Genomic DNA, 26,976 nt, shown 5'->3' on the forward strand with positions numbered 1-26,976 from the left:
CAACCGACGCCACCAAAGCCTCGGCGGCCAGACACCCCGCCAACGCTACAACGACCGCGGCAAAGCCATCCCCACCGGCGGCCGCAGCGCCCCCAGCGGGACCACCACGCGGCCCGTCTCCGCCACCGGCGTGATCGCCTTCTCCGGCTGCTCCATCGTCCTGGGACGCGCCTGGAAACAGCACACAGCCACCGTCTACTGGCAAGGCGACCGCGTCACCATCATGATCGGCGACACGGTCGTCCGCCAGCTCACCCTCGACAGATCAGTACGCTATCAACCACTGACCAGCCAGAAACTGTCCGGAAAGTCCTGACACACATCTGTCTGCGAGGTCCTGAAACAGGACAACCGGTTAGAACCGGCCGTGCCACTCACGACTCCTAGGCGTGGACGACGCGCAGGTGCGAGGTCAGGCGGCCGTCGTCGTGCAGGATGTGGAAGTAGAGCGAGGGCGGCGCGTCCAGGTCGATCGGGCCGCCGTCCTCCCAGCCGCGGTCGCCGTTCGGCTCGAACGGCAGCAGCGAGGTCGACACCACGCCCGGCGCGATCAGCAGCGGAAGCCCGGCGAAGGTCGTGGTCGCCGCCGTGTGCACGTGACCGCACAGCAGGGCGGCCACCCGCGAATGGCGGGCAAGGACCTGGGCGAGCCGGGACTCGTCGAACTGGCGGATCCGGTCGACCTGCGGCACGGCCAGGTCGACCGGCGGGTGGTGGAAGCAGACGAACGCGGGCTTCCAGGTATCGGTGGTCGTGAGCACTTCGTCAAGCCAGGCAAGGGATTCGTCGGCGATGAACCCGTTCGGGCGACCGGGAATGCTCGAGTCCAGCGAAACGTAGAGCGCGCCGGGTGTGCTCATCACCTGGTTGACCGGCGCGTCAGCGGCGGGCTCGCCGAGCAGGCCGGCCCGGTACTCGGGCCGCTTGTCGTGGTTGCCGGGGCAGGTGATCGTCATGTGCGGCGACTTCAGCAGGGCCGCGACCTGCGCGTACTCCTCGGGAGCGCCGTTGTCGGCGAGGTCCCCGGTGACCACAACGGCGTCCACATGGGACAGTCCGTTGACGTAGGACAGCACGCGGGCCGCGCGCTCCCGGCTGCGTTGCCCGTCGTCGATATGGATGTCGCTCAGGTGCGCTATCGCGATCATCGTTGCCTGCCTTCCTCGAAATACCCCAGTGACTTCACCCAGTTCTGCACCAGCACCTGGCATGCCTCGTTGAGGTCACCCGTGCGCAGTGCCGCCGCGATCTGGCGATGCTCATCAATACTCTGCCGCGAGCGCTCGATGCCACCGAAATACAGCACGTCATAGCGCTTCAAGAGTGGTTTGGTCTGATCGATCAGCCGCAGCAGGTGCGGGTTCACCGTGCGGGACAGCAACATCGCGTGCCAGCGATCGTCCCATGCGGACAGTTCGGCGCCCTCGGCCAGCGCGGCGGACATGCCGTCGGCGATCTCGTCGAGCGGATCGGCCAGCGTCTGCAGGTCGTGCACCGGTGTCCAGCGGACCGCCAGTGACTCGAGCTCGGCGACCAGCGGGTACAGCTGCCGCGCCTCGCCGAGGTCGAGCGGCGGCACGAGGAAACCGCGGCCGAGTTCCGAGATCAGCAGGCCGCGATCGGCCAGGCCGACCAGCGCCTCGCGCAGCGGCGTGCGGCTGACGCCGAGTTCCTTCGCGAGGTGGACCTCGTTGACGCGCCCGGCCAGTCTCCCGTCGAGCACGCGGGCGGTGATCTGCGCGAAGAGCTCCTGGCGCAGCGGAGAACGTTGCATACAGTTGGACGATACTGTATGCAGTTGGTATGCAGCCAGCCGACGTTCAGCGCGCCCGTGCCGAAACCCCGGGCTGCGCCCAGGTGACCCATCTCAACAACGCCGGAGCCTCCCTTCCGCCTTCGATCGTGACCGAGACCGTCGTCGACCACCTGCGAGCCGAGTCGCTGATCGGCGGCTACGAGGCGGCGGCGCGCGAGGATGCCCGCATCGCGGCCGTCTACACCTCGATCGCGCGGCTCATCAACGCCGACGCCGAGGACATCGCGCTGAGCGACAGCGCGACCCGCTCCTGGCAGGCGGTGTTCTACGCGTTCGGGTTCACCGCCGGCGACAAGATCCTGACCTGCAAATCCGAGTACGCCAGCAACGCCATCGCCTACCTCCAGATCGCGCACCGCACCGGCGCCGTGGTCGAGGTGGTCGACGACGACGAGACCGGCCAGCTCGACGTCGCCGACCTGCGCCGCCGCGTCGACTCCAGCGTCAAGCTCATCTCGACCACCCACGTGCCCACCCAGGGCGGCCTGGTCAACCCGGCCGAGGAGATCGGCGCGGTCGCCCGCGAAGCCGGGATCCCGTTCCTGCTCGACGCCTGCCAGTCCGCTGGCCAGCTCGACCTCGACGTCCAGCGCCTCCAGTGCGACGCGCTGAGCGTCACCGGCCGCAAGTACCTGCGCGGTCCCCGAGGCACCGGCTTCGGCTACATGCACCCCCGCCTGCGCGAGCGCGTCGAGCCCGCGATGCTCGACCTGCACTCCGCCTCGTGGACGGCGCCCAACGAGTACCAAGTGGACCTGACCGCCAAGCGGTTCGAGACCTGGGAACGCGACTACGCGGCCCTGCTCGGCCTCGGCGCCGCCGTCGACTACGCGCTCGGCTGGGGCATGCCCGCCATCGAAAAGCGCGTCACCGAGCTCGCCGCCGACCTGCGCTCCCGGCTGGCCGACCTCCCCGGTGTGACCGTCCATGACCAAGGCGCCCGCAAGTGCGGCATTGTCACGTTCAGCGTCGCGGGCATCCCGGCCGAGAAGGTCAAGGCCCACCTCGCCGAGTCGAAGATCAACACTTCCGTCTCGGCGCGCACCTCGGCGCAGTACGACTTCACCGCCCGGAACCTGCCCGACATGATCCGGGCGTCCGTCCACTACTTCAACACGGACGAGGAACTCCAGCTTCTGGTCACCGAACTCGAAAAGCTCACGACTCTTTAAGAAGCTCTCGCGCGATTACGAGCTTCTGGATCTCGCTGGTCCCTTCGTAGATCCGGAAAAGCCGGGCGTCGCGGTAGATCCGCTCTACCGCGACCCCGCGCATGTACCCCATGCCGCCGTGCACCTGGACGGCACGGTCCGCCACGCGCCCGAGCATCTCGGTGCAGAAGAGCTTCGCCGAGGACGGCCCGAGTTTGCGGTCCTCGCCGGAGTCGTAGGCGTCCGCGGCGGCGAGCACCATCGCGCGGCCCGCGGCCAGCTCGGCGTGGGATTCGGCCAGAAGTGCCTGTACGAGCTGGTATTCGCCGATCGGCCGTCCGCCTTGGCGGGTGGTGCGCGCGTACGCGACCGCCTCGGCCAGTGCGCGCTCCGCCATGCCGACGCAGATGGCCGCGATGTGCAGGCGACCGCGCGACAGGGAGGCCATCGCGATCCGGAACCCGTCGTTCTCGACGCCGATGAGCGCGTTGAACGGCACGGCCACGTCGTCGAAAACGACCTCGGAGGTCCAGGCGCCGCCTTGGCCCATCTTCGCGTCGTGCGGGCCGACGGTCACGCCGGGCGAGTCGGATGGGACCAGAAGGCAGGAAATACCCTTACCGCCCACCGAATCCGGCTCGGTCCTGGCGAAGACGACGAAGACGTCGGCGAGCGGGGCGTTGGTGATGAACCGCTTGGTGCCGTTGAGGACGTAGCGTTCGCCGTCCGAGATCGCCTTGCTGACCAGGCCGCTCGGGTCGGAGCCTGCCTCGGTCTCGGTCAGCGCGAACGAGGCGATCGCCTCGCCCGCCGCGAGCCGGGGCAGCCAGGCGGCCTTCTGCGCGTCGGTGCCGTAGTTGACGATCGCCTGGCCCGCGATGCCGTTGTTCGTGCCGAACAGGGACCGGAAGGCCGGGGTCGTGTAGCCCAGCTCGATGGCGAGGCGGACGTCTTCGGCCATGCGCAGGCCGAGGCCGCCGAACTCCTCCGGCAGCGCCCAGCCGAAGAGGCCGAGCCCGGCCGCCTTCTCGCGGACCGAGGCCGGGATTTCGTCCGATTCGTCGATCTCCGTCTCGCGCGGCACGACCTCGCGGCGCACGAACTCCCGCACCGCCGCCAGTACCTGCCCGAAGTCGTCAGCATCCATAGTTCGACGTTAGCGCGTGTCTCGTGGATCTTGCGCGCGATAGCCGAGCCCAGGCGGCCCCTGGCTCTCGACTCTCATCGCACAAGATCCACGAGACGCGCGCTAATCTGAAACCGTGGACCTACGGCAAGTGGAGTACTTCGTCGCCGTAGTCGACCACGGAGGGGTGACCAAGGCCGCGGAGGCGCTCTTCCTGGCCCAGCCCTCACTTTCGCAGGCCGTCCGCCAGCTCGAACGCGAGCTCGGGGCCGAACTGTTCGACCGCACCGGACGGCATCTCGTGCTGACCGCGGCGGGCCGGTCCTTTCTGGAACCCGCGCGGCGGATCCTCGAGGACGCCGAGCGGGCGCGCGGCGCGGTGAGCGCGGTCAGCGGGCTGACCGGCGGGCGGCTCGACATCGCCGCGCTGGCCGGGTTGACCACCGATCCGCTGCCCGAGCTGGCCGGGCGTTTCCACCGCAGGCATCCTGGCGTGCTGCTCAACATCGTCGATCCCGGTGGACCCGCCGCGGTCGCCGCGTCGGTCCGGCACGGACAGTGCGATCTGGGATTGACCGAGTTGCCGGTGCACGGGGAGTCACTGCGCACGCTCCCGCTCGGTGACCAGGAGATCGTGCTCGCGCTGCCGCCCTCGCTCGCCGAAGGGCTGGCCGATCCCGTGCCGCTCGACGCCGTCGCCGACATCCCGCTGGTGATGGAGCTGGTCGACGCGACCACCCGCACCCAGCTCGACGACGTGCTCGATGGCACGGCGGGCCGGATCGCCGTCGAATGCGCGCACCGGCAGACCGTGTGGCACCTGGTCGAACACGGCGCGGGCGCGACGTTCCTGCCGCGCCGGGTGGCCGAGCGCGAGCTACAGAACGTAGAGATCCGCGGGACGGCGCCGCCGGTCAAGCGCACGATCGGGTTGATCTTCCGCGAGGGCCCGCTGTCGCCAGCGGCGGAGGCTTTCCTTTCAGCGGCAACGCCATAGGTAGCGCCTATCGGGCTTTTCGCCCACGTGTCTTTGACGGGGAGGCACTTCATCGGCGTTAATGGATCACGTGAGTACCTTTCTCGACATCGCCGTGACCGACCCGCACCGCACCGCGGTCATCGATCCCGAGGGCCGAGAGGTCACCTTCAGCACGCTGGCCGCCAGAGTGAACCAGCTGACGCACGCGCTGCGCGCGCTCGGGCTGGCGCCGGGCGACGGCGTCACCGCCATCGTCCACAATGGAATCCCGTTCTTCGAGCTGGCGCTGGCCGCCTGGCAGAGCGGGCTGTACTTCACCCCGGTCAACTACCGCTCGTCCGCCGACGAGATCGGCTACATCGTGGGCAACAGCGGCGCCAAGGTCGTCGTCGCGGAAGCCGCCATCGCCGAGACCTGCACGGCGCGACTTGACGAGCTGGGTGTGTCGCCCGCCCACCGGTTCGCGATCGGCGGCGCGCCCGGCTGGGAGGACTACGCCGACTTCGGCGCGGACGAACCGACCGGCACGCCCGAAGACCTGACCATGGGCCAGAGCATGCTCTACACCTCGGGCACCACCGGCCGCCCGAAAGGCGTGCGCCGTCCGCTGCCCGGAGGCCCGCCGGTGGTGCCCGCGGTCGCGCTGGCGTCGCTGGAGCGCATGAACGTCCATCCCGGCACCGGTGTCCACCTGGTCACCTGCCCGCTCTACCACGCAGCGCCCGGTGCGTTCTCGACCAACAGCCTGCATCTCGGGCACACGCTCGTCGTGATGGCGAAGTTCGACGCCGAGGAGACACTGCGGCTGATCGAGCGGCACGGTGTCACCGAAACCCACCTGGTGCCGACGATGTTCCATCGCATGCTGCAGCTGCCGGACGAGGTGCGCGGCCGCTACGACACGTCGAGCCTGCGCAGCGTCATGCACGGCGCCGCCCCGTGCCCGCGCGGGGTCAAGGAGCGGATGATCGAGTGGTTCGGACCGGTCGTCTACGAGTACTACGGCGCCTCGGAAGGCATGGTCACCGTCGTTGACTCCAAGGAATGGCTGACCGAACCGGGCACCGTCGGCAGGCCGCTGCCCGGGGTGACGGTCAAGGTCGTCGACGAGCACGGCGAACCCGTGCCCGCGGGCGAGGCCGGCACGCTCTACTACAGCTCCGCGCAGACGAAGTTCAGCTATCACAACGATCCCGAAAAGACCGCCGCCAACCGCGACGGTGAGTTCATCACCGTCGGCGATATCGGTTACGTCGACGCGGCGGGCCGCGTGTTCCTCTGCGACCGCCGCACCGACCTGATCCTGACCGGGGGCGTCAACGTCTACCCGGCGGAAATCGAGGGCAGATTGCTAGAGCATCCCGAGGTCGCCGACGCCGCCGTGATCGGCGAGCCCGATCCCGAATGGGGCCAGCGCGTGGTCGCCATCATCCAGCCGCGGCCGGGCGTACTGCCCGGCGACGACCTGGCCGAGCGCCTCGCCGCGCACTGCCGCGAGAAGCTCGCCGGGTTCAAGACCCCGCGCCGGTTCGAGTTCCGCGACCGGCTGCCGCGCACCGAGTCCGGCAAGATGCTGCGGCGCTCACTGCGCTCCCCCTCCTGACGCCGTGGAGCTGCGGCAGGTCGAGTACTTCCTCGCGGCGGTGGACCACGGCGGGATCACCCCGGCCGCGGCAGCGTTGCGGGTCGCGCAACCTTCGGTGTCGCAAGGCATCCGGGCGCTGGAGCGCGAACTCGGCGTGCTGCTGTTCGACCGGATCGGCCGCACGCTGGTGGTGACTTCGGCGGGCACCGCGTTCATCGGGCCCGCCAGGCGCCTGCTGCGCGGTGTCGCCGCCGCGGAGGGGTTCTTCACCGACGCGGGCGGTGTCCCGCGTGGCAGGCTCGACATCCACGCCTGGCCGTTCGTCACCGCGCATCCGGTGGCGGAGCTGGTCGGCGGGTTCCGGCAACGGTTCCCCCAGGTTTCCGTGCGCATCAACGAACTCTCCGACGAGCAGGCGGCCGCGTCGCTGATCCGCAAAGGACACTGCGAGCTGGTGTTCTGCTACCTGCCCGCGACCGCGCGCGGGCTGCCTGCCGTCGAACTCGGCAGTCACGAGTACTGGCTCGCGTTCCCGCCGGGCACCGCGGTCCCCGACGCCGATCCGCTGCCCTTGTCGGATCTGCCCGACATCAGCTGGGTCGGGGTGCCGAAAGGCAGCTCCCAGCGCACGCTGGTGGAACAGGCATTGCGCACGGCCGGGGCACGCACCCGGATGTCCTCGGTGCTGCAGAACCGCCAGGCCATCCCGGGATTCGTGCTGTCCGGCGTCGGCGCGGGCTGGCTCGAAAGCTCGGTCGCGCGGCGCCTGGCGGGACAGGGCGCGGTGGTCCGCGCGGTCGACCCGCCGATCAGGCGCGCCTACGGCATGATCTACGACCCGGCCCGCCTTTCCCCGGCAGGCAAGGCTTTCGTGGACCTGGTGACGGGATAAAGCGGGCTTTATGTCAGAACGGGATAAAGCCCGCTTTATCCCGTTCTTCAGACCAGGGCCGTGTCCCTGAGCCCGCTGAGCAGCATCCCGAAGCCACGCTCGGCCTCGTCGACCGCACTCGGGTAAAGCTCCGCGGCGGACTGGCCGCCGAGCACGCGCGTGAGGTTGCAGCAGACCAGCGCGTACTGGACGGCGATGACCTGCGCGGCCGCGAGCTTGGCGGTGAACGCGTCGAGCACCTCGGTGAACGCGCAGGCGAGCGCGGTCTCGGTGCGCTTGCCGTGGTCGATCAGGCGCAGCTTCAACGTCGGCGAGCCCATCACCAGGTGCTGGAACGCGAGGTAGCCGTCCTCGTCGTTGAGCCCGGTCGCGGGCTCGCGCTCCGCGAGGCCACGCAGGAAATGCCGCCGCAGCGCGGCGACCGGGGACTCGCCGGGCTCCCGGTCGCGCACCTGGCTCGCTGGCTGCTCGAACAGGCCCTCGACCCGGTACAGGACGAGATCTTCCTTGGTCGCGAAGTAGTTGAAGACCGTCATCTTCGACACCTCCGCCGCGACGGCGACCTCCGCGACGGAAACATGGTCGAAGCCGCGATCGACGAACAACGCGATCGCGGCTTCGGAGATCGCGCGGCGCGTCTGCAGCTTCCTGCGCTCGCGCGAACCCAAAGGCTCGCTCATTTCGCTTACCCTACAGCGCTTTGAGCGGCTCCTCGACGCAGTCCGCCACGAACCTGAGGAACCCGCCCGCGGTGCCGCCGTCGCAGACGCGGTGATCGAACGCCAGCGTCAGCTCGCACACCTTCCGCACGCCCAGCTGCCCGCCGACCACCCACGGCCGGTCGATGATCCGGCCGATGCCGAGGATCGCCGCCTCGGGGTGGTTGATGATCGCGGCCGAGCCGTCGACGCCGAACACGCCGTAGTTGTTGATCGTGAACGTGCCGCCGGTGAGCTCGGCGGGCGTCAGGCTCCCTTGCCTGGCCGCGTTCGTGCGCTCGGCGATCGCCTCGGACAATTCGGGCGTCGCCAGTGCCTGCGCGTCGCGCACGACCGGCACGACCAGGCCGCGGTCGGTCTGCGCGGCGAAGCCGAGGTGCACGTCGTCGAGCACGACGATCTCGTCGCCGTCGACGCGCGAGTTCAGCTCGGGGAACTTGCGCAGGCCGAGCACGGCGAACCGGGCGATCAGCGCGAGCAGGCTGACCGGCTTGAGCGCGGCGCGCGCCTCCATCAGGCGCGTCGCGTCGACGTCCACCCAGACGGTCGCTTCCGGGATCTCGCGGCGTGACTGCGTGAGCTTGTCGGCGACGGTCTTTCGGATGCCCTTCAACGGGATCCGGCGCTCACCGGTCTTCGCGGCGACCGGTTTCGCGGTGGCCCGTTCGACGTCGACGCGGCGGACGATGCCGTGCGGCCCGCTGCCGTCGATCCGGGTCAGGTCGAGCCCGCGTTCCTTGGCGAGCTGCCGCACGAGCGGCGAGATCACGCCCGGCTTCGGCGCGCGTGCGGTGACCGGCGCGACGCTCACGCGGGCGCGGCGGTTTCGCCGTTTCGTCGCCGATGTCCCGTAACCGATGAGGACGTTGCCGCTGTCCTCTTCGGACTTCTTGGCGTCGCTCACGGAGATCAGCGGGGTCCCGACGGCCAGCGACTGACCGGGCTGGCCGTGCAGTGTGCTGATCACGCCCGCGAACGGCGACGGCACCTCGACCGAGGCCTTGGCCGTCTCGACCTCCACCACCGGCTGGTCGACGGTGATGGTGTCGCCGACGTCGACCAGCCAGTTGACGATCAACGCCTCGGTCAGGCCTTCTCCGAGGTCGGGCAGGAGGAAATCAGGCACCGCACACCTCGTCATCCCATTGGAGCCTGGCCATCGTGTCGAGGATGCGGTCGACGCTCGGCAGGTGGTGTTCTTCCAGTTTCGGCGCGGGGTAAGGGATGTCGAGCCCGGTGACCCGCAGGATCGGCGCGTGCAGGTGGTGGAAGCACCGCTCGGTCAGCCGCGCGGCGACCTCGGCGCCGTACCCGCAGAACCCGGACGCCTCGTGCACCACGACCGCGCGCCCGGTCTTGCGCACCGACGCGGCGACGGTCTCGTCATCGAACGGCGAGAGGCTGCGCAGGTCGACGACCTCGACGTCCCAGCCCTCCTCGATCGCCGCTTCGGCGGTCTCCAGCGCGGTCGTGACCATCGGCCCGTACGCGATCAGCGTGACGTCCTTGCCCGTGCGGCGGACGACCGCGCGGTCCATCGGCGCGCCGGCGCGGTCGAGCGCGACCTCGCCCTTGGCCCAGTAGCGGCGCTTCGGCTCCAGGAAGATCACCGGGTCCGGGCTGTCGATCGCGTCGCGCAGCAGGTGATACGCGTCGGCCGGGGTGCCCGGCGTGACGACGCGCAGGCCGGGGGTGTGCGTGTAGTAGGCTTCGGAGGAGTCGCAGTGGTGCTCGACGCCGCCGATCCCGCCGCCATAAGGAATCCTGATGACGACCGGCAGCTCGACCTTGCCCTGTGTCCGGTTGCGCATCTTGGCCAGGTGACTGGTGATCTGCTCGAACGCGGGATAGGCGAAGGCGTCGAACTGCATCTCGACGACCGGGCGCAGGCCGTTCATCGCCATCCCGATCGCGGTGCCGACGATGCCCGATTCGGCGAGCGGGGTGTCGAACACGCGGCGCTCGCCGAAGCGCTCGCTGAGCCCGTCGGTGACCCGGAAGACGCCGCCGAGCGGGCCGACGTCCTCACCGAAGACGAGCACGCGGTCGTCGGCTTCCAGCGCGTCGGCGAGCGCGGCGTTGAGCGCGCCCGCCATCGACAGCTGCTGGACTTTTTCGATCGTGGTCACGCTTCTTCCCCTGCCAGCTCGGCTTCCAGCATCGCCGCCTGCTCGCGCAACGCGGCCGTGCGCTCGGCGTAGACATGGTCGAACAACGACTGCGGCCGGACGGCCACGTCGGCGTTCATTCCTTTTCGGACGGACGCGGCGAAGTCCTCGGCCTCGGCCGCGACGGCCTCGCGCCGCGCGTCGTCGAGCAGCCCGCGCCCGATGAGGTAGGCCTCCAGCCGGTCGAGCGGGTCGCGGCCGAGCCAGGCGGCGACCTCGCCGGAGTCGCGGTAGCGCGACGCGTCGTCGGCGTTGGTGTGCGCCTCGATCCGGTAGGTGACGGCCTCGATCAAGGTCGGCCCGCCGCCCGCCCGCGCGGTCTCGACGGCCTGGCGCACGGCAGAGTAGACGGCCGCCGGGTCGTTGCCGTCGATGAGCAGCGACGGGATGCCATAGCCGATCCCCTTGTGCGCCAACGAGGGCGCCGCGTTCTGCTTGCTCATCGGGACGCTGATGGCGTACCCGTTGTTCTGCACCAGGAAGACGGTCGGCGTCTGCCACACCCCGGCGAAGTTGAGCGCCTCGTGGGTGTCGCCCTCGCTGGTCGCGCCATCACCGAGCAGCACGAGCGCGACGCTGTCCTCGCCCTTGTAGCGCGCGGCGTGCGCGACGCCGACGGCGTGCAGCGTGTTCGTGGCGAGCGGCGTGCACTGCGGGGCGACGCGCAGCTCGTACGGGTCGTAGCCCAGATGCCAGCCGCCCTGCAGGAGCGTCAGCGTCTGCACCGGGTCGACGCCGCGGGTGACCAGCGCGACCGAGTCGCGGTAGGTCGGGAACAGCCAGTCCTGGGCGTCCAGCGCGACGACGGCGCCGACCTCGCACGCCTCCTGCCCGCGCGAAGACGGGTAGACGGCGAGGCGGCCCTGCTTGGTCAGCGCGGTGGCCTGGGTGTCGAAGCGGCGGCCGATGACCATGCGGCGGTGCAGGTCGAGCAGCACGTCGTCGCCCGGCATGGTCAGCTCGGAGCCGTCGATCAGGCGGCCATCGGCGTCCAGCAGTCCGATCGGGGTTTCGGACGGCAGGAGATGCCGCTGGGGCAGGCTGGTGAGCGTCAAGGCGACCTCCTGAAGTCGGGTGTCGCTGATGGTGACGGTTTCGGAGCCGTTTTTCTAGACATGTTGATCTGATCTGGACGTTTGTTAACCACGGGCGGCTATCATCGACCAAATGACCGGTTCCGAGGGCGAAACACCGAGCCTGCCTGGACAGCTGGACGACACCGACCAGGCGATCGTCGCCCAGCTCCGCGCGGACGGCCGCATGTCCATGCGCGCCTTGGCCGAGCGCCTCCACATCTCGCGCGCGAGCGCCTACTCGCGGGTGGAGCGTCTGCACCGCGACGGCGTGATCACCGGCTACAGCGCGGTCATCGACCCCGAGCGCTGCGGCTACGGCATCTCGGCGTACGTGTATCTCAAGGTCAGCCAGCATTCCTGGAAGTCGGTCAAGCAGCACGTCCTGGAGATCCCCGAGGTCTGGCACGGCGCGCTGGTCTCCGGCGAGTACGACCTGGTCCTGCTCGTCCGCGCCCGCGACGCCCAGAGCCTGCGTCATCTCGTGCTGACCAAGCTCCAGACGGTCCCCGACGTGGTGTCCAGCCACACGGTCCTGATCCTCGACGAGCTGGCACCCGACCGCGCCCAGCAGTAGCGTCCCGGGCATGCTCACGGCTTCGGAAGTCCGCAAGCTCATCTCGATGCCCGACGCCGTCGCCGCCGTGCGCGCGGCGTTCCTGGACCTGGCGGCCGGCGAGTTCACCCAGCCGACCCGGCTCTCGTTCGGCGGCGGGCGCGCGCTGGTGATGTCGGCCTACCACGCCGGTTCCGGCGCCGCGGTGGTCAAGACGCTGAGCGTGGAGCTGGAGCGATCGCCCGCCATCCTGGGCACCCTGGTCTGGAGTTCCGCGGACGGCCAGCTCGTCGCCGACGCGATCGAGGTGACCACCCTGCGCACGGGCGCGGTTTCCGGTGTCGCCACGGACCTGCTGGCCGCGCCGGACGCTTCCCGGCTGACCGTGCTGGGCGCCGGAGCGCAAGCCGCCGATCAGGTGCGGGCGGTGGCGGCCGTCCGGCCACTGGCTTCGGTGACCGTGCATGCGCGGACCTCCGCGCGGGCTTCGGCGCTGATTTCCGTTCTGCGGAAGGAGTTCCCGGCCGTCGAGTTCGCGGTGAGCGGGACGGCCGACGAGGCGGTGTCCGCGGCCGACGTGGTCTGTTGCGCGACTTCGGCTTCGGAGCCGGTGTTCGACGCGGCGGCGTTGCCGGAGAACGTGCACGTCAACGCGATCGGGTCGTATCTGCCCTCGATGCGGGAGCTGCCCGAGGAGTTGCTGGCGTCGGCGCGCGTGGTGGTCGTCGACGAGGTGGGCGCCTGCATGGAGGAGGCCGGTGAGGTCATCCACGCGGTGTCGACGGGGTCGCTCAAGCGGGATTCGTTGGTGGAACTCGGTTCCGCGCTGACCGACCCGCCCGGGGTGGGCGGGCGGACGGTGTTCAAGAGCGTCGGGGTCGCCGCGCAGGACTGGGCGCTCGCGCGCCTGCTCGCGCAGGGGTCGTGAGTGTTCCGGCCGGTTCTAACCGGTCTAGACACTCACGACCCTTTGGCCTGCGGAAGCTTGTGCGGGCGAGGGGAGACCCTGCTGCACCCAACGCAGCAGGGTCTCCCCTCGTTCGGGCATAATCGGCCTGCGCGAGTGGTACCTCTGCTCCGTTAGACGCAGCAAAGTCACCACTCGCCCGCCGCCCGAGGTGGATCGCGCAGTGAGGGTGCCCCCGAGTGCTTGCAACGCACCCAACGGTCCCAGCTCGCTGAACAACCACACGGGGTAGTCGTCGTCCTCGTGCGTCCAGCGACATTTCAAGTAGCGCATCAGACCTTGCCCCCTTCGACCATTCGATCATGCCCCTTTGGCCATGGTCCGGGTGCGTGTTTGCCGATAACCTGCAGCCGTCGACTCGAAGGGGATCACCATGCGCACCTCAGTTCGTGGCACTCTCGCCGGCGCGGCCGTACTGGGCGCGCTGCTGGTCCCGGCCACCGCCGAAGCCACGCCCGGCTCCGGCGTGACCGGCGTGATCCTGTCGAAGACCACCCTCGGCAAGACCGACTACATCCTGCGCGAGATCACCATCCAGCCGGGCGGCGGCACCGGCTGGCATTTCCACGACGGCACGCTCTACGCGTTCGTCAAGGCGGGCACCCTGACGCACAACGACGCCGACTGCGTCACGCAGGACGTGTATCGCGCCGGCGCCACCTTCGTCGAGCCCAAGGGCGCCGACAAAGTCCACATCGGACGCAACCTCGGCAGCACGCCGATCGTGCTCGACGTGCTGTACGTGCTGCCGACCGGCAGCCCGCTGGCGGAGGACGCGCCGAACCCCGGCTGCGACTTCCAGTAGCTACGTGCCGAGATCCCACGCGGGGTCGTCGTGGAACCGGATCAGCACCTCTTCGTAGCCGAGCAGCTTGCTGCCGCCTGCGTCGAGGATGCCTTCCAGGCCAGGCAACAGGTCCCGCAGCAGCGTGCGTGCTTCGGCGCCCTCGTCGTAGCCGAGCAGCACCGCGTGGAACTGCCCGAGCAGCTGCGCGAACTGAGCCGTCTCGGCTTCCTTGTACTCGGTGAGCACGTCGCCTGAGACGTCCACGTCGAAGACGCAGTCTTCTCGTTGCAGGCGGCCGAGATCCGGCTCGTACCGGCCGACTTCGCCGAGCCTGCAGACGAGTTCGAGATGGCTCTCGAGCTCGCTGACCAGCACGACGGCCGGGCGGTTGCCGGTGCGTTTCCTGGCGGGGCGGCGCTGGGGCCGCGTCAGCTCAGGCATGACTGTCTACAATAGAATCGTTCATCGGGAACCTGCCGAACGCCGGAAATCGGGGCGGTAGACGGCGGCCAGGCGTTCGACCACCGGGTCTGGGGCGCGGCCCGCGAACTGGGCCACCAGTGACGTGGCCATCTGCGCCTCGCTCGCCGGGCCGGTGCCCGCGCCGACGAGCGCGCCGACCACCTGGTCGGAGTCGGGCTCCGGCAGGGGCACGAGATGGCTGCGGGTGCCGTGGAAGCACTGCGCCGTCTTGCCGTACGCGAGCGCGGTCGCCTGCACGGACTCGGCGACGGCCGAGGGACCGACGAAACCGATCGCGTCGACGCGGGGATGGGCGATGAGCGCGTCGATGGCCTCGCGGTCACCATGGACGACATTGAAGACGCCGGGCGGCAGGCCCGCGTCGAGGAACGTGGTCGCGAGGCGCAAGGCGATCGACGGATCACGCTCGGATGGCTTGAGCACGAACGAGTTCCCGCAGGCGACGGCGGGCGCGGCGTTCCACACCGGCACCATCACCGGGCAGCCGTCGAGTTCGTCGCTGACCCGTTCCAGGAAGTCCATCAGTCCCCGCAGCCGCCGGTCCGGCTGCCACTGCGCCCACTCGTCCTGCGCCGCGACCGCCACTTCGACGGCGTAGTCGACCTCGCGCTTGCCCGCGAGCGGGACACGGATGCCGGGCAGCTCGTGAAACCGCCCCGACGTCCCGAAAACCGGCTTGCCGCCGATGAAATGGAATAGTTCGTCACTCACCTGACCCACCCTGGTCGCAGGGAGGTTTTCCTCGCAGGGCGAAGAGACATTCGTGCCAGCTCCATCCTCGTGGACACACGCCGCGCCCACGGCCGGCGACCTGGCTTCCGGTCCCGCGCGCGCAGGATCGGTCACAGTGGCGGGACCGCGCCGGTTTCGCACCGGCTTCCCCGGGAATCCGTGGGCCTTCATTTCACCCTAGGGCGGTAATTCCGCACCTGTCGAGGCCGCGAACCCGGTTTACGGGGTGGGCGCGACCATCCCAGGGGACCCCTAAGCTGACACGCCTGAGCCGGCCGAGAACGGCCGTGCGCCGAGGATCCCGCACTCACCGTTCTTGAACGCCGTACAGGAGCGGGATCCGTTGCGCCACAAGGGGGGTCGTGAGTGTCGCGGCCGGTTCTAACCGGCCTGAACACTCACGACCCGGGGTTTTCGCTAGATGCGCACCGCGGTGCCGGTGACGCGGATGCCGGGGCGGTCGTCGACCTCGACGGTCAGCACGCTCGGCCGGCCCATGTCTTCCCCTTGCAGCACCGTGAATCGCCCGCTTCCGAGCTTGCCGATCGTCCGCAGGTAGCCGCCGAACGCGGCGGCGGCCGCGCCGGTCGCGGCGTCCTCGACGACACCGCCGGGCGGGAACGGGTCGCGGGCGTGGAACAGCTCGGCCGATTCGGCCCAGACGAGGTGCACCGTGGTCCACCCGCCGCGGCTCATCACGTCGCCGAGCGCCTCGAAGTCGTAGTCGAGTTTCGCGAGCCGTTCGCGGGTGCCCGCGGCCAGCACGAAGTGCTCGTTGCCCGCGAACGCGACGTGCGGCGGGAACGCCGGGTCGAGGTCGGCGCGGTCCCAGCGGAGCGCGGCGAGCACCTCGTCGAGCTCGGTGGCGGTCGCGGGGCGCGAGTGGGCCGGAGCGCTGGTGAGCGTCGCGGTGACCTGGCCGTCGGCGACGGTCGTTTCGACGGCGATCTCGCCGGCGTTGGTGTGGAACCGCATCGGCCCGGCGCCGAAGCGCTCGGCCAGCGCCACGGCGGTGGCGATCGTGGCGTGGCCGCAGAAGTCGACCTCGGCCAGCGGGCTGAAGTAGCGGACGCGGTCGCCGTCGACGAACGCGGTCTCGGAGTAGCCGAGCTCGGCGGCGATGCGGAGCATCTCGTCGTCGCCGAGGTGCCCGGCGCCGAGCACGACGCCCGCGGGGTTGCCGCCGTGCGGGTCGGTGGTGAAGGCGGAGTAGCGCAGAACATCCATGTCTTCGATGGTGACACCGGACGCCCATCGGGTCCAACGATGATTCTCCATCGACTCCATCGGTAAACTCGATACCGTGGACACCCGGCTGATCTCGACCTTCACCACGCTCGCCCGCACCGGCGGCTTCACCGCGGCCGCCGCCGAGCTGCATCTCGCCCAGTCGACCGTCACCGCGCACATCCAGGCGCTGGAACGGGACCTGCGCGTCCGCCTCGTCGACCGCCTGCCGTCGGGCGCCGTGCTCACCGAGGCTGGCCGCCGCGTGCTGGAGCGGGCCCAGCAGCTCCTCGACGCCGAGGCGGCCCTGCGCGCCGAAGCCAGGTCCGGCGGCCCGATCGAAGGCGAGGTGACCGTCGGCGCGACCGAGTCGCTCTGCGCGTACCTGCTGCCCGGCGCGATCGCCGCGCTGCACGCGAGCCATCCGGCCGTCGACGTGCGCCTCACGCCTTCGGGCACCGCCGGCACGGTCGAGCGGCTGCGCGACGGACGGATCTCGGCAGGCCTGATCCTCGAACCGGCGTTGCGGGCCGCCGATCTCGTGATCGAGAAGGCGGGCACGCTCGACCTCGGGTTCGCCTGCGCGCCGGACCACGACCTGGCCGGGCGCAAGGCGGGCTGGGCCGAGCTCGCCGGGCACCGCTGGTTCCTGCTGGAGGAGGGCTGCACGTACAGCGACGACGTCGCCCGCGAACTGGCGGCAGGCGAGCATCCGCACATCACGCGCCTCGGCAGTGTCGAAGCGGTGCGCGCGTGCGTCGCGGCGGGACTGGGCCTCACCCTGCTGCCGACCTTCGCGCTCGCGGACCGAGGCTTGGGCAGCTTCCAGGCACCCCGCATCCGGCAGAACTCGATCTTGCTGGCCCGGCATGCCCGGCGCTCCCCCAGCCGAGCCCAGCAGGCGGTGCTGGACGAACTGGCGAAAGCGGCCGCTCTGCTGAGTTGAACACGTTCAGAAAATCCTTGCCTACCCCACCGGCCGAGCGCTACCTTGAACGTGTTCAAAAACGCGCGACCTTGGGGGATTGATGCATGCGCGAATCTGGATATCGACCCTGCTCATGGCAGTACTCGCCGGTTGTTCACCGGCCGTCGACGCGCCACCACCACCGGCGCCGCCGCCCTCGAAGTCGACCTATGTCTACGTGTCACCCAGCCAGATCTGGCACCGCAAGGTGAACGAACTCTGCGGTCCGGCCGCGGCGAGGATCGCGAAGGCGGCCACCCTTCCCGACCGCCTGGACGCGCTGGTCGCCTGGATCGTCGACGTGGAACGCGTCGAGATCCCCGCCCGGGTCGACTACGCCCCCGAGTTCGTCGCCCACCTGCGCGCGTTCAAGGAGTCGGCTCAGCTCCATTCGCTGATGCTCCGGGCCGACGACATCACCATCTACGGCGGAAACGGGAAATCACTGGACCAGACGGTCGAGGAAAGTCTCGTCCCGCTGCGCGAGGAGATCACCAAGTACGCGCGCGAGCTGGACATGCCCGCCTGCCAGAGCCTGATCTGAGGTAACGAATGGATCACGCGGAATCCCGGAGAACCCCGCTGCCAGGCCAGATCGGCTCCGCGTGACGGCTGGCGATGTTGATCACCCATTTGCCTTCGATCTTCGCGTATCTGCGGCGGGGGAAACGGCGTCCTCATTCACGTGCGCCCCGCGGCGCCTGCGTGAACGGGGGTCGGGCCTGCCGAGGGGGCAGACCCGGCCCCTTTCACGACGGGAGATAGGCGCCGAGGTTGTCGCGGGCGGGCACGACGAAGTAGCCACCACCGACGGTGAGCAGGTACGGCGCGAGCGCCTCACCGCGCAATCTGTTCTGCGCCAAGGCGAAACCGGCTTCGAAGTCGGACTGGAACGCCATGAACACGACGCCGTCGTCGGCGGGGCCGCCCTGGTAAATCCAGGAACGGCGCAGCATCCGCGGCGACGGGACGCCCGGCGTGCGCGGATTCGCCTTGCGCACATGGGAATCCAGTGGCGTCACCGCGCCGTCCGGGTCGCCGGCGAACGACGGCTCGCCCGCCGAAGGGCTGCCGTCGAGCCAGCTTCCGTCGGGTTTGCGGCCGATGATCCGTTGCTGTTTCACGGGATCGTCCGCGTTCCAGGCATCCTGTGCCAGCTGAATCACCCGCAGTGCCAGCAGGCTTGACCCGTCCGCGCGCAGCACGGCGCCTGCCAGCTGCTCGTGCACCGGATTGCCCTGACCTTCGACGAAGCCGAAAGAGTTGCGCTGCAACGACTTCCCGGCCTGATCGGCGACGATCTCGCGACGCACCGCGGCCCGCCAGCCGATCCGCGCACCACCCAGCACGGCGTCGGCTCTCGCCGCGACCGCCTCCGGCGTGTCCCCCTCGATCTGCACGACCACGTGCGCGTTCGACCGCTCAGGCCGCAGCACCTCGCCCGGGAACGGGGGCATCTCGACCAGACCGGCGGGCCGCGGCTGCGCGACGGCGTCGAAGAATCCCACGCCCAGCCCGATCGCGACGTCGTCGCCGGACTGGTGCATCTTGCGCACCGCCTCCGGCGAGACGTCGTTCAGCAGCGCGATCTGCCCGGCGGGCTTCGGACGGCGCAGTGCCACATGCCTGCCCGGCACGTCGGCCACCGTCTCGGTGGAGCACGCGGTCAAGGCCAGTCCGAGCGCGCCGAGCAGCACTTGGCGCCGGGAAGTCACGGCAGCTTCTCCAGCGCCTTCTTCGCGTTCTTGCGCACCAAAGGCTGCGGGTGGTTCAGCAACGGCTCGACCGCGCCGCGCACCCCCGGCGGTTTCAGCTTGGTCAGCGCGGTGACCGCGTGCGCGGCCACGTCGTCGTCGGAGAGCAGCTCGACCAGCAACTCCGGCGCTCGCGGATGCTTGGACCGGCCGAGTCCGTGCACCAGCATCTGCCGTCCCTTCCCGAACCGCCGCTCGCGCACGAGCGGTTCGAGCTGGTCGAACACGGAGTCGTCGTACACCACCGACAACGCGTTGCCGATGACCCAGCGCACGGTCAGGTCGTCCACCTCCTGGAACTGCCGGATCAACTCCGGAGCCGCGACAGGCCGCGCCTCCGGCACGGTCAACGCCCGCACCAGGCCTTCGCGGACCTTGCCGAGGTCCGGCCCTGGCACCCGCTCGGCCACGTGCCGCAGCCAGTCGAGCAGCACGGGAACGGCGGCGCGGTAACGGGTGTTGCTGTTCACCAGGCCCCAGAGGTCGCCGTCGACGCCGACAGCCTCCAGGTCCCGCTTGAGCGCGGCAGGGGTGGTCATGACCGTCACGGTAGCGACCGGATCAGGTTGATGAGTCCCTTGTTCACCATGTCCTGCAACGGCCCCGTCAGCTGGGTGCCCTGCCGGACGATCAGGTCGAACTGCCGCCCCGTCGCCTGCGCGAACTGGTAGAAGTCCTGCAGCTGGGCGGTGTAGCTCAGGTTCGCCACGTTCTTGACCTCGGTCAGTGTGGTCGGCGACAGCGCGTCGGGCACCCGGAAATCGGCCGTATTGGTCATCGACGGGATCCGCACCTTGGCCGCTTGGTTGATGCCTGCCAGGCTCTCGCCCTCGGCGCCGACCGCCCTGACCCGCGCCATCTTTTCCGCCATGCTCAGCCCGCCCCTGCTGAGCCAGCCGCCGAGCGCGCCGAGCGCGCACCCCGCGACCGCGGAGCCGCCGACGCTGCCCCAGTTGACCTTGCGGCCGGAGAGCCGCTGGCCGAGGTAGTCGAGCCCGCCGCCGACCGCCCCGCCGACGAGACAGCCGACGACCATCGGGTTGTTGCCGGACGGGTCGGTGAGGTTCGTCGGCGAGTTGGCCGCGTACCCGTAGAGGTTCGTGCCGCCCGCCATGCCGATCGAGTCTTCGGAGATGAACCGCTGCTGATCGGGGCTGTAGTAGCGGCTGCGGTAGTTGAGCAGCCCGGTGCCGTCGTCCTGCCTGCCGGTGAACGACAGGTCGGAGCCACGGCGGTCGCCGGTCCCGGACGGCGCGCCGAACGGGCTGTACGCCTGGTTCGCCGCGAACGTGCCGTCGGCGCGGCCGAGCGCGACCGGCGAGCCGAGCGCGTCGGTCAGCGTGGTGTCGGTGACCCCCGCCTTGGTCCGCGCGAACCACTGGTCGACGCCGCCGCCGAGCAGGGACGCGGAGACCGCGCCCGCGCCGTCGAGTTCCGCGCCCACGTTCGGGCCGTCGTAGAGGAACTTCGTGGTGACGCCGCCGACCGTGCGGCCGGACCGGTTGCCCGCCGCGTCGTAGGCGTACGTCCCGGCCAGCCCGGTCTTGCTCGTGCCGGTGAGCTGGCCGCGCGCGTTCCAGGTGTACGTCGTGGTGCCGTCGGTGAGCAGGCGGCCCTCGGCGTCGTACGTCACGCCCGGCGTGGTGAGCCGGTTCGCGTCGTTGTAGGTCAGCCCGGATCGCGCGTCGGGAAGCGTGACGTTCGCGAGCCCGCCCGTCACCGAGGTCCGCTGGCCCGCCGCGTCGTAGGTGTACGCGAGCGAGCCCTTGCCGGTGCCGCCCTGGGCGTACGTGATCCCGGTGACCTGGCCCGCGGCGTCGTACGTGGACGTCTGCGTCCACCCGCCCGGCAGCGTCAGCACGGTCGGGCGGCCCGCCGCGTCCCTGGTGATCGTGACCGCGTCGGTCCCCCGGCTCACCCCGGTCGGCTGACCGGCGGCGTCGTAGCTGTACGAGGTCGCGGGCAGGCCCGGCAGTCCGCTGGAGGTCTCCCGCCCGACCGCGTCGTACCCGTAGGTGACCGTCCCGTTAGGACCGGTGATGGCCGTGGCGCGGTCACGCGCGTCGTACTTGTAGGACGTCGTGCCGCCCGCGGTGTCCGTGAGCGAGTTCAGCCGGTCGATCGTGTCGTAGGCGTAGGTCAGCTCGGACTGGGCCGTCGTGCCGCTCACCCCGAACCTGGCCTTGGTCAGCCGGTTCAGCGCGTCGTACTCACCTGTGGCGCGCACGCCCGCCCGGTCGACGGTGGCGGTGACCCGCCCGGCGTTGTCGTAGGTGATCGTGCTGGTCTTGCCGAGCGGATCGGTGCGCGAGATCGGCCGGTCCGCGTCGTCGAACGCCCAGCGCGTGATCTTGCCGCGCGCGTCGGTGAACGAGGTGAGGTTGCCGCCCGCGTCATAGCCGAACGTGCTCGCCTGGCCGAGCGGGTCGGTCACCTTGACCGGCTGGTCCTGGGCGTCGTAGCTGGTCAGCGTGGTCGCGCCAGCCGGGTTCGTCGACGAGACCGGCCTGCCCGCCGCGTCGACGAAGGTCTGCGAGATCCGGCCGAGCGGGTCCTTGACCGAGGTCAGCGCGCCCGCCTCGTAGGTGAACGTGGTGACCGCGTTCGCGGGCGTGGTGATCTTCGCGACCTGCCCGTCCGTGGTGTAGGCGATGGTGCTCTTGCGGTTCAGCGGGTCGGTCGTGGTGAGCAGGTTTCCCTTGGTGTCATAGGAATAGCTCGTGACCTTGCCCGCCGCGTCGGTGATCGAGAGCGGCAGGTCGAACGGCCCGTAGACGGTCTTGCCGGTGGTCACCTGGTCGGCGGTCCCGGTCAGCTCGACCGTGCTGGTCGGCCGGTTCTGCGCGTCGTACTCGTAGGTCGTGCGTCGGCCGTACGGGTCGACGACCGCGTCGATCCGGTTGTCCTTGCCGCGCGTGTAGGAGGTCGTCCGCGCGAGCGGGGTGCCGAACGCCTGGGTGTCCGTGGCGACGATGTGGCTGGCGTCGAACACGACCCGGCGCACCGACCCGTTCGGCTCGGTCACCCTGGTCTCGGTGATCAGGCCGTTCGCGTCGAGGGTGTAGGCGAAGGTGTACGTCCCGCCGCCGCCCAGGGTTTGCGACGCCACACGGCCGTTCAGGTCATAGGTGACGTTGAGGTAGGCGACACCGCGCGCGTCGGTGAGCTTGGTGATGCGGTTCGCGGAATCGTAGGTGTACGTGCTGGTCTTGCCCGCGACGTCGACGACCGTGGCGAGCCTGCCCGCGGCGTCGTAGGTGTACGACGCGGAGCGGCCGATGTTGTCCTTCGCCTTGGTCACCCGGTTCGCGCCGTCGTACTCGAACGCGATCCAGCGGCCGTTGGGCGAGGTGATCTGCGAGACCTCGCCGTTGTTGCCGCCGATCCGGGTGAAGGTGATCTGGTTGCCGTTGCGATCCTGGATCGCCCGGACCCTGGAGTACCAAGGGAAGAAGTACGACGAGCCTTCGCGCAGCTTCAGCACCCAGTCGCCGTTGATCTGCGTGATGGTCGACCCGCCGAACCGGCCGGCGGTGCCCGTCGCGGTGAACACCGCGTCGCTGTAGCTCGTGCCCGGCGAGGTGCGCAGGTAATGCACCTTGCCGCCGCTGGGCAGGTTGAGGTCGACCTCCTGGTACTGCAGTTCCGAGGTGAGGAACATGTTGTAGTCCGCGCTCTGGTTGAGCCCGAACTCCCGCGCGTGCCCGTCGCCCTGCCAGTACGTGCGCGTCAGCGAGATCGGCAGCGTGTCCTTGAGGCCGAGATCGGTGTGCGCGTCGGTGAGCAGTCCGGTCGACAGGTCGACCGGGTCACCGGAGATCTTGTCGATGAGGTCCTCAAGCCAGTTCTTGTCGTGCTTGGGGTTGCCCGGCGTGTTGAACATCGAGCCGTCGAGCGTCCACAGCCTGGTCTTCTCGTCCGGCACGACCTGCCTGCCGTCGGCGCTGACCTTGCCGTGCCCGTAGACGTACCAGCCCTTGTCCTGCGGGTCGTAGTTCCAGAAGTCCACAAAGGACCCGGCGGGCAGCTTGGTGTAGTTCGGGTACACCACGCGCGCGCCCTGCGGGAAGATGGTCGCCCCGCCCGGCTGGACGGTGAAGTACACCGGCACGATCCCGTTGCGCGGCAACGGATACGGCGGCCGGTCGAGCGGGATGGCGGTGATGCCGAGCTCGCGCACCACGTTGCCGTCGAGGTCGCGCACGACCGAGCCCGCGGGCAGGCGCACCTCGAGTCCCGGGATCTCCGGCGTGGTCAGCACGATCTCGCTGCCGGTGGGTGAGGTGATCTGCTGGACGTGCCGCATGTCCAGGCGCGGCAGCCAGACCGTCGCTTCGAGCGGGGTCGTGGCGCCCGCGGTGACCTTCGCGTGGATGCGGAAGGTGCCGTAGCGCGCGGGCGTGGTCTTCGCCGCGTAGCCGTCGACGATGATCGTGGTGGCGTTGGCCGGGACACCGGTCAGCAGGAACCTGCCTTGCGCGTCCGTGGTCGTCTTGATTTCGCCGACCCGGACGGGGATGCCGGGCAGCGGGCCGCCGTCGAGGTCACGGACGTGACCGCTGATCGCGGTGATTCCCTTGTCCGCCTTGAGGTCCTCGATCTTGACGGGGTCGGGCCGCCGGGTCATCCAGTCGGCGCCCTGCAGGTTGCCCGGGTCCGGCGCCCACTGTGACGCGGTGCGCGCGTCCGGCGGCGGCACGGGCGGCACCTCGCGCTTGACCTTCGGCGGGACGTCGGGGCCGTTCTTCTCGGCGGCGGCCTGCTGGGGTTGCGGTTGCTGTTCGACGGCTTTGAGCGCGGCCGCGATGGTCGCGCCGAAGGTGATCGAGCCGGTCAGCGCCGCGTCGGGGTTGACGGTCAGCTTGTAGGCGCCGGTCTGCGGGAGCGTGACGTCGAGCTTGCTGTTGCCGTACTGCGTGCCGCCCACCTTGGCGCCGTCCGGCGCGGTGAGCGTCCAGGTCAGGCCACAGCACCCGAAGACCGGGCTGGTGTTGCTGGACTGGATGATCAGGTGCTGGCCGCTGGTCCCGGTAAAGCCGCTGAACGCGTTCTGGCCGGGGTTGGTGATCGTGACGGTCTTGGCCGTGCCATCGAGTGGCAGTGCCCCGGCGTCGAGATCGGCCGGGACGTTCCACGCGGTCAGCGTGACCGAGCCGGTGAGCGCGGCGTCCGGGTTGACGGCGATCCGGTAGACACCGTTCTGCGGCAGCACGATGGTGTCCAAAGTGGAATTGCCGTACTGCGTGCTGCCGACCCGCGAGCCATCCGGCGCCGTGAGCGTCCACGTCAGGTTGCAGCAGCCGAAGACCGGGCTGGTGTTGGTCGACTGGGAGAGGACGCGCTGACCGGTCGAGCCGGTGAACGTCGTGTACGCGTTCTGGCCGGGATTCGTGATCGTGACCGTCTTCGCGGTGCCGTTGAGGGCTTGCGTGCCCGCGTCGAGATCGGCCGGGACGTTCCACGCGGCCAGCGTCACCGAGCCGACCAGCGCGTACGCCGGGTCGACCACGATCTTGTAGGTGCCCGTCTGCGGCAGTGCGATCGTGTCCAGCGTGGAATTGCCGTATTGCGTGCTGCCGACCCGCGAGCCATCCGGCGCTGTCAGCGTCCACGTCAGGTTGCAGCAACCGAACACCGCGCTCGTGTTGGTCGACTGGAGAAGCACGCGCTGCCCGGTCGTGCCCACGAAGGTCGTATAGGCGTTCTGGCCCGGGTTGGAGATGGTGACGGTCTTCGCGGTGCCGTCCAGCGGCTGCGCACCCGCGTCGAGGTCCGCGGGGACGTTCCACACGGCGAGCGTCACCGAGCCGACCAGCGCGTACGCCGGATCGACCACGATCTTGTAGGTACCGGTCTGTGGCAGCGAAATCGGGTCCAAGGTCGCGTTGCCGTACTGCGTGTTGCCGACCCGGGAGCCATCGGGCGCCGTGAGCGTCCACGTCAGGTTGCAGCAACCGAACACCGCACTCGTGTTGGTCGACTGGAGAAGCACGCGCTGACCGGTCGTGCCCGCGAACGTCGTGTACGCGTTCTGCCCGGGATTGGCGATCGTGACCGTCTTCGCGGTGCCGTCCAACGACTGCGCACCCGCGTCGAGATCGGCCGGGACGGTCCACGCGGCGAGCGTCAGCGAGCCGACCAGAGCATAGGACGGGTTGACGACGATCTTGTAGTTCCCGTTCTGGGGCAACGAGATCGTGTCGATCGTGCTGTTGCCGTACTGCGTGGAGCCGACCTGCGTGCCATCGGGCGCGACCAGCGTCCACGTCAGGTTGCAGCAGCCGAAGACCGCGCTCGCGTTGGTGGACTGCACCAGCACCCGCTGGCCAGCCGTGCCCGCGAACGTCGTGTACGCGTTCTGCCCGGGGTTCGTGATCGTGACGGTCTTGGCCGTGCCGTCGAGCGCCTGCGTGCCCGCGTTGAGGTCGGCCGGAACCGTCCAGGCGGCCAGTGTCACCGAGCCGACCAGGCCGTGCGCGGGGTCGACGGCGATCCGGTAGGTGCCGGCCGCGGGCAGCGTGATCGCGTCGAGCGTGCTGTTGCCGTACTGCTTCGCCCCGACCTGCGTGCCGTCGGGTGCGGTGAGGGTCCAGCTCAGATCGCAGCAGCCGAAGACGGAGGACGCGGCGCTGGACTGGACGAGCACGCGCTGGCCCAGTGTGCCGGTGAACGTGGTGTACGCGTTCTGGCCGGGATTGGTGATCGTGACGGTCTTGGCGGTGCCGTTGAGCGCCTGCGCGCCCGCGTTGAGGTCGGCGGGGACCTTGTGCACGGTCACGTCGATCGTGCCCGCGCTCGTGGAGGTGTTGTGCAGCACCAGTGCCCGCGTGCCCGCGCCGGACACCGGCGTCGTCTCGACCCAGCCGCTGGTGCCGACGCAGCCTTCGGTGCCTGCTTGGCGGTTGCGCTCGTCGAAGATCTTCGCGTCGAGCCCGCAGCTGCCGAACGTGCCCGCTTCGAGCGTCGCGGCGAATCGATCGCCGTCGACGGCGTCGAAGTACCGGATCGCGTACTTGCCCGCGGCGACCGGAACGCTCGTCTTGGTGCCGGCGGTGATCGGCCCGCTGGTGTCGATGTCGGCCGCCGGGACCCCGGCAGGCGGCACGATCAGCACGTTCGCGCTCGCCGAGGTGCCCGCGGGGGTGCTGAACTGCAGCTTCCCGCTGCCCGCGCCCGGCGGCACGGTGATCGTCAGCGTGCCGGGCCCCTGCGCGGTGACCGCGGCGAGGATCCCGTTGAGCCGCACGAGGTTGTTGGCGAACTGCGGGTCCGGATTGCTCACGTTCAGCGTCACCGAACTGCCCGGCGCGGCCGTCTTCGGGGTGAACTCGCTGATCACCGGCTTGTCACCGCGGATGACCGTGATCCCGTCCAGCGTCCCGGACCCGGCAGGCGTGGTGACCTGCAGCACCCCGCTGGTGGCCGCGCTCGGCACGGTCACCACGATCCGGTCGGCCGTCGCCGACTTGACCGTCGCGGCGATTCCGTTGATCGTCACGGTGTTCCCGCTGGCGGCGAACCCCTTGCCCGCGATCGTGACGCTGTCACCGGGCCGCACGACGCTCGGCACGGCGGCCAGCACGGCGACGGCAGGCGTCCCCAGCCGATCGACCGAGGTCACGTTGCCCGCGGCGTCGTAGCCGTACCGCGCGACCTCACCCCCGGCCCCGACCACACCGGCCAGCCGCCCGGCCGCGTCGTAGGCGTAGGACGCGGGCCCGGGGACCGGCGCGACCTTCACCGAGGGCTGGACCTGACCCTGATTCCGGACCGGCGGCGCGGCCGGCGCCTGCTGCGCGGTCGCGGACGGTAATCCCGGCAGCGCCACCGCGGCCACCAGCACCGCTACCAAAGCCGCGTTTCTTTTACCGGACAAGCGTCTTCTGAGGCTCACGTGGTCTCCCAGCCAAGGGGGCGATCCTGCGCGGCCTGTATCGGCGAAACTTCCTGGCACGTAACAGAAAACGGTGAAGTTCTGACATTCGGCCCAGCCT

The 26,976-nt window shown here is 69.8% G+C and carries 22 protein-coding genes, 1 pseudogene and 1 riboswitch; of the genes and pseudogenes, 10 read left to right on the forward strand and 13 right to left on the reverse strand.

All coding sequences use genetic code 11. The features are described 5' to 3' along the window. Positions 1-316, forward strand: a pseudogene (locus BLV57_RS41190) (IS481 family transposase); the annotation flags it as partial. A gap of 67 nt (positions 317-383) precedes the next feature. Here the strand turns inward: BLV57_RS41190 and BLV57_RS41195 are convergent. Both BLV57_RS41195 and BLV57_RS41200 read right to left on the reverse strand, forming a co-directional pair. After that, positions 384-1,148, reverse strand: a complete 765-nt coding sequence (locus BLV57_RS41195; protein WP_091299844.1) for a metallophosphoesterase — start codon at positions 1,146-1,148, stop codon at positions 384-386. Beyond that, positions 1,145-1,774 (reverse strand): GntR family transcriptional regulator, encoded by a 630-nt coding sequence (locus tag BLV57_RS41200; RefSeq protein ID WP_091299847.1) that lies wholly within the window; start codon positions 1,772-1,774, stop codon positions 1,145-1,147. Before BLV57_RS41200 ends, BLV57_RS41195 begins: the two co-directional genes overlap by 4 nt. A 29-nt stretch (positions 1,775-1,803) precedes the next feature. On the opposite strand from BLV57_RS41200, the gene BLV57_RS41205 reads away from it, so the two are divergent. Next, positions 1,804-2,988: an aminotransferase class V-fold PLP-dependent enzyme gene (locus BLV57_RS41205; protein ID WP_091299849.1), complete on the forward strand. Its 1,185-nt coding sequence runs from the start codon at positions 1,804-1,806 to the stop codon at positions 2,986-2,988. Here the strand turns inward: BLV57_RS41205 and BLV57_RS41210 are convergent. Further along, complete coding sequence (locus BLV57_RS41210) at positions 2,975-4,114, reverse strand: acyl-CoA dehydrogenase family protein (protein ID WP_091299852.1); 1,140 nt, start codon at positions 4,112-4,114, stop codon at positions 2,975-2,977. The genes BLV57_RS41205 and BLV57_RS41210 overlap by 14 nt on opposite strands. 115 nt (positions 4,115-4,229) lie before the next feature. On the opposite strand from BLV57_RS41210, the gene BLV57_RS41215 reads away from it, so the two are divergent. The 3 genes from BLV57_RS41215 (at position 4,230) to BLV57_RS41225 (ending at position 7,549) form a co-directional block, all read left to right on the forward strand. Further along, complete coding sequence (locus BLV57_RS41215) at positions 4,230-5,090, forward strand: LysR family transcriptional regulator (RefSeq protein WP_091299854.1); 861 nt, start codon at positions 4,230-4,232, stop codon at positions 5,088-5,090. 70 nt (positions 5,091-5,160) lie between these two features. Further along, the gene (locus BLV57_RS41220; RefSeq protein WP_091300060.1) at positions 5,161-6,675 is read left to right on the forward strand and encodes an AMP-binding protein; all 1,515 of its coding nucleotides are present in this window, start codon (positions 5,161-5,163) and stop codon (positions 6,673-6,675) included. Positions 6,676-6,679: 4 nt separating this feature from the next. Beyond that, entirely contained in the window at positions 6,680-7,549 is an 870-nt protein-coding gene (locus tag BLV57_RS41225) for a LysR family transcriptional regulator (RefSeq protein WP_091299856.1), read from the forward strand. A 47-nt stretch (positions 7,550-7,596) separates the two neighbouring features. On the opposite strand, the gene BLV57_RS41230 is transcribed toward BLV57_RS41225, so the two are convergent. Genes BLV57_RS41230 through pdhA form a run of 4 tightly spaced genes read right to left on the reverse strand, consistent with a single transcriptional unit; the run spans position 7,597 to position 11,491 of the window. Beyond that, positions 7,597-8,229, reverse strand: coding sequence for a TetR/AcrR family transcriptional regulator (locus BLV57_RS41230; RefSeq protein ID WP_091299859.1), 633 nt, complete (start codon positions 8,227-8,229; stop codon positions 7,597-7,599). A gap of 10 nt (positions 8,230-8,239) precedes the next feature. Then, positions 8,240-9,394 carry a dihydrolipoamide acetyltransferase family protein gene (locus tag BLV57_RS41235; RefSeq protein WP_091299862.1) on the reverse strand — a complete coding sequence of 385 codons (1,155 nt, stop codon included), beginning with the start codon at positions 9,392-9,394 and terminating at the stop codon, positions 8,240-8,242. Further along, on the reverse strand, positions 9,387-10,364 hold the full coding sequence (locus BLV57_RS41240; RefSeq protein WP_091300062.1) for an alpha-ketoacid dehydrogenase subunit beta: 978 nt from the start codon (positions 10,362-10,364) through the stop codon (positions 9,387-9,389). The genes BLV57_RS41235 and BLV57_RS41240 overlap by 8 nt, the downstream gene beginning before the upstream one ends. Before the next feature lie 29 nt (positions 10,365-10,393). Next, positions 10,394-11,491, reverse strand: a complete 1,098-nt coding sequence (gene pdhA / locus BLV57_RS41245) for a pyruvate dehydrogenase (acetyl-transferring) E1 component subunit alpha (RefSeq protein ID WP_091299865.1) — start codon at positions 11,489-11,491, stop codon at positions 10,394-10,396. 112 nt (positions 11,492-11,603) lie between these two features. Here pdhA and BLV57_RS41250 point away from each other — a divergent pair, with 112 nt between their 5' ends. From BLV57_RS41250 to BLV57_RS41265, 3 genes are all read left to right on the forward strand, one after another. Then, on the forward strand, positions 11,604-12,086 hold the full coding sequence (locus BLV57_RS41250; protein WP_176969041.1) for an Lrp/AsnC family transcriptional regulator: 483 nt from the start codon (positions 11,604-11,606) through the stop codon (positions 12,084-12,086). A gap of 10 nt (positions 12,087-12,096) precedes the next feature. After that, on the forward strand, positions 12,097-12,993 hold the full coding sequence (locus BLV57_RS41255) for an ornithine cyclodeaminase family protein (protein WP_091299868.1): 897 nt from the start codon (positions 12,097-12,099) through the stop codon (positions 12,991-12,993). A 412-nt stretch (positions 12,994-13,405) separates the two neighbouring features. Continuing rightward, positions 13,406-13,837, forward strand: coding sequence for a cupin domain-containing protein (locus BLV57_RS41265; RefSeq protein ID WP_091299872.1), 432 nt, complete (start codon positions 13,406-13,408; stop codon positions 13,835-13,837). Here the strand turns inward: BLV57_RS41265 and BLV57_RS41270 are convergent, their stop codons facing one another. The 3 genes from BLV57_RS41270 to BLV57_RS41280 all read right to left on the reverse strand — a co-directional run bounded on the left by BLV57_RS41270 (position 13,838) and on the right by BLV57_RS41280 (position 16,261). Further along, positions 13,838-14,260 carry a hypothetical protein gene (locus BLV57_RS41270; protein ID WP_091299874.1) on the reverse strand — a complete coding sequence of 141 codons (423 nt, stop codon included), beginning with the start codon at positions 14,258-14,260 and terminating at the stop codon, positions 13,838-13,840. Between the two features lie 21 nt (positions 14,261-14,281). Further along, positions 14,282-15,013: an aldehyde dehydrogenase family protein gene (locus BLV57_RS41275; RefSeq protein WP_091300068.1), complete on the reverse strand. Its 732-nt coding sequence runs from the start codon at positions 15,011-15,013 to the stop codon at positions 14,282-14,284. Between the two features lie 73 nt (positions 15,014-15,086). Next, positions 15,087-15,228, reverse strand: a riboswitch (cobalamin riboswitch). A gap of 223 nt (positions 15,229-15,451) precedes the next feature. Continuing rightward, positions 15,452-16,261 (reverse strand): PhzF family phenazine biosynthesis protein, encoded by an 810-nt coding sequence (locus BLV57_RS41280; RefSeq protein ID WP_218134996.1) that lies wholly within the window; start codon positions 16,259-16,261, stop codon positions 15,452-15,454. A 76-nt stretch (positions 16,262-16,337) separates the two neighbouring features. Between BLV57_RS41280 and BLV57_RS41285 the strand changes: the two genes are divergently transcribed. Together BLV57_RS41285 and BLV57_RS41290 are read left to right on the forward strand one after the other, a co-directional pair. Then, entirely contained in the window at positions 16,338-17,207 is an 870-nt protein-coding gene (locus tag BLV57_RS41285; protein WP_091299876.1) for a LysR family transcriptional regulator, read from the forward strand. Positions 17,208-17,322: 115 nt separating this feature from the next. Beyond that, complete coding sequence (locus tag BLV57_RS41290) at positions 17,323-17,772, forward strand: hypothetical protein (protein WP_091299879.1); 450 nt, start codon at positions 17,323-17,325, stop codon at positions 17,770-17,772. Positions 17,773-17,977: 205 nt separating this feature from the next. Here the strand turns inward: BLV57_RS41290 and BLV57_RS41295 are convergent, their stop codons facing one another. The 3 genes from BLV57_RS41295 to BLV57_RS41305 are packed head-to-tail and all read right to left on the reverse strand — an operon-like array spanning position 17,978 to position 26,876. Then, on the reverse strand, positions 17,978-18,943 hold the full coding sequence (locus BLV57_RS41295; protein WP_143047295.1) for a Dyp-type peroxidase: 966 nt from the start codon (positions 18,941-18,943) through the stop codon (positions 17,978-17,980). Beyond that, entirely contained in the window at positions 18,940-19,521 is a 582-nt protein-coding gene (locus BLV57_RS41300) for a HEAT repeat domain-containing protein (RefSeq protein ID WP_143047296.1), read from the reverse strand. Before BLV57_RS41300 ends, BLV57_RS41295 begins: the two co-directional genes overlap by 4 nt. 5 nt (positions 19,522-19,526) lie before the next feature. Further along, positions 19,527-26,876 carry an RHS repeat-associated core domain-containing protein gene (locus tag BLV57_RS41305; RefSeq protein WP_176969042.1) on the reverse strand — a complete coding sequence of 2,450 codons (7,350 nt, stop codon included), beginning with the start codon at positions 26,874-26,876 and terminating at the stop codon, positions 19,527-19,529. Between the last annotated feature and the right edge of the window lie 100 nt (positions 26,877-26,976).

The organism is Amycolatopsis xylanica, from assembly GCF_900107045.1.
GTDB lineage: Bacteria > Actinomycetota > Actinomycetes > Mycobacteriales > Pseudonocardiaceae > Amycolatopsis > Amycolatopsis xylanica.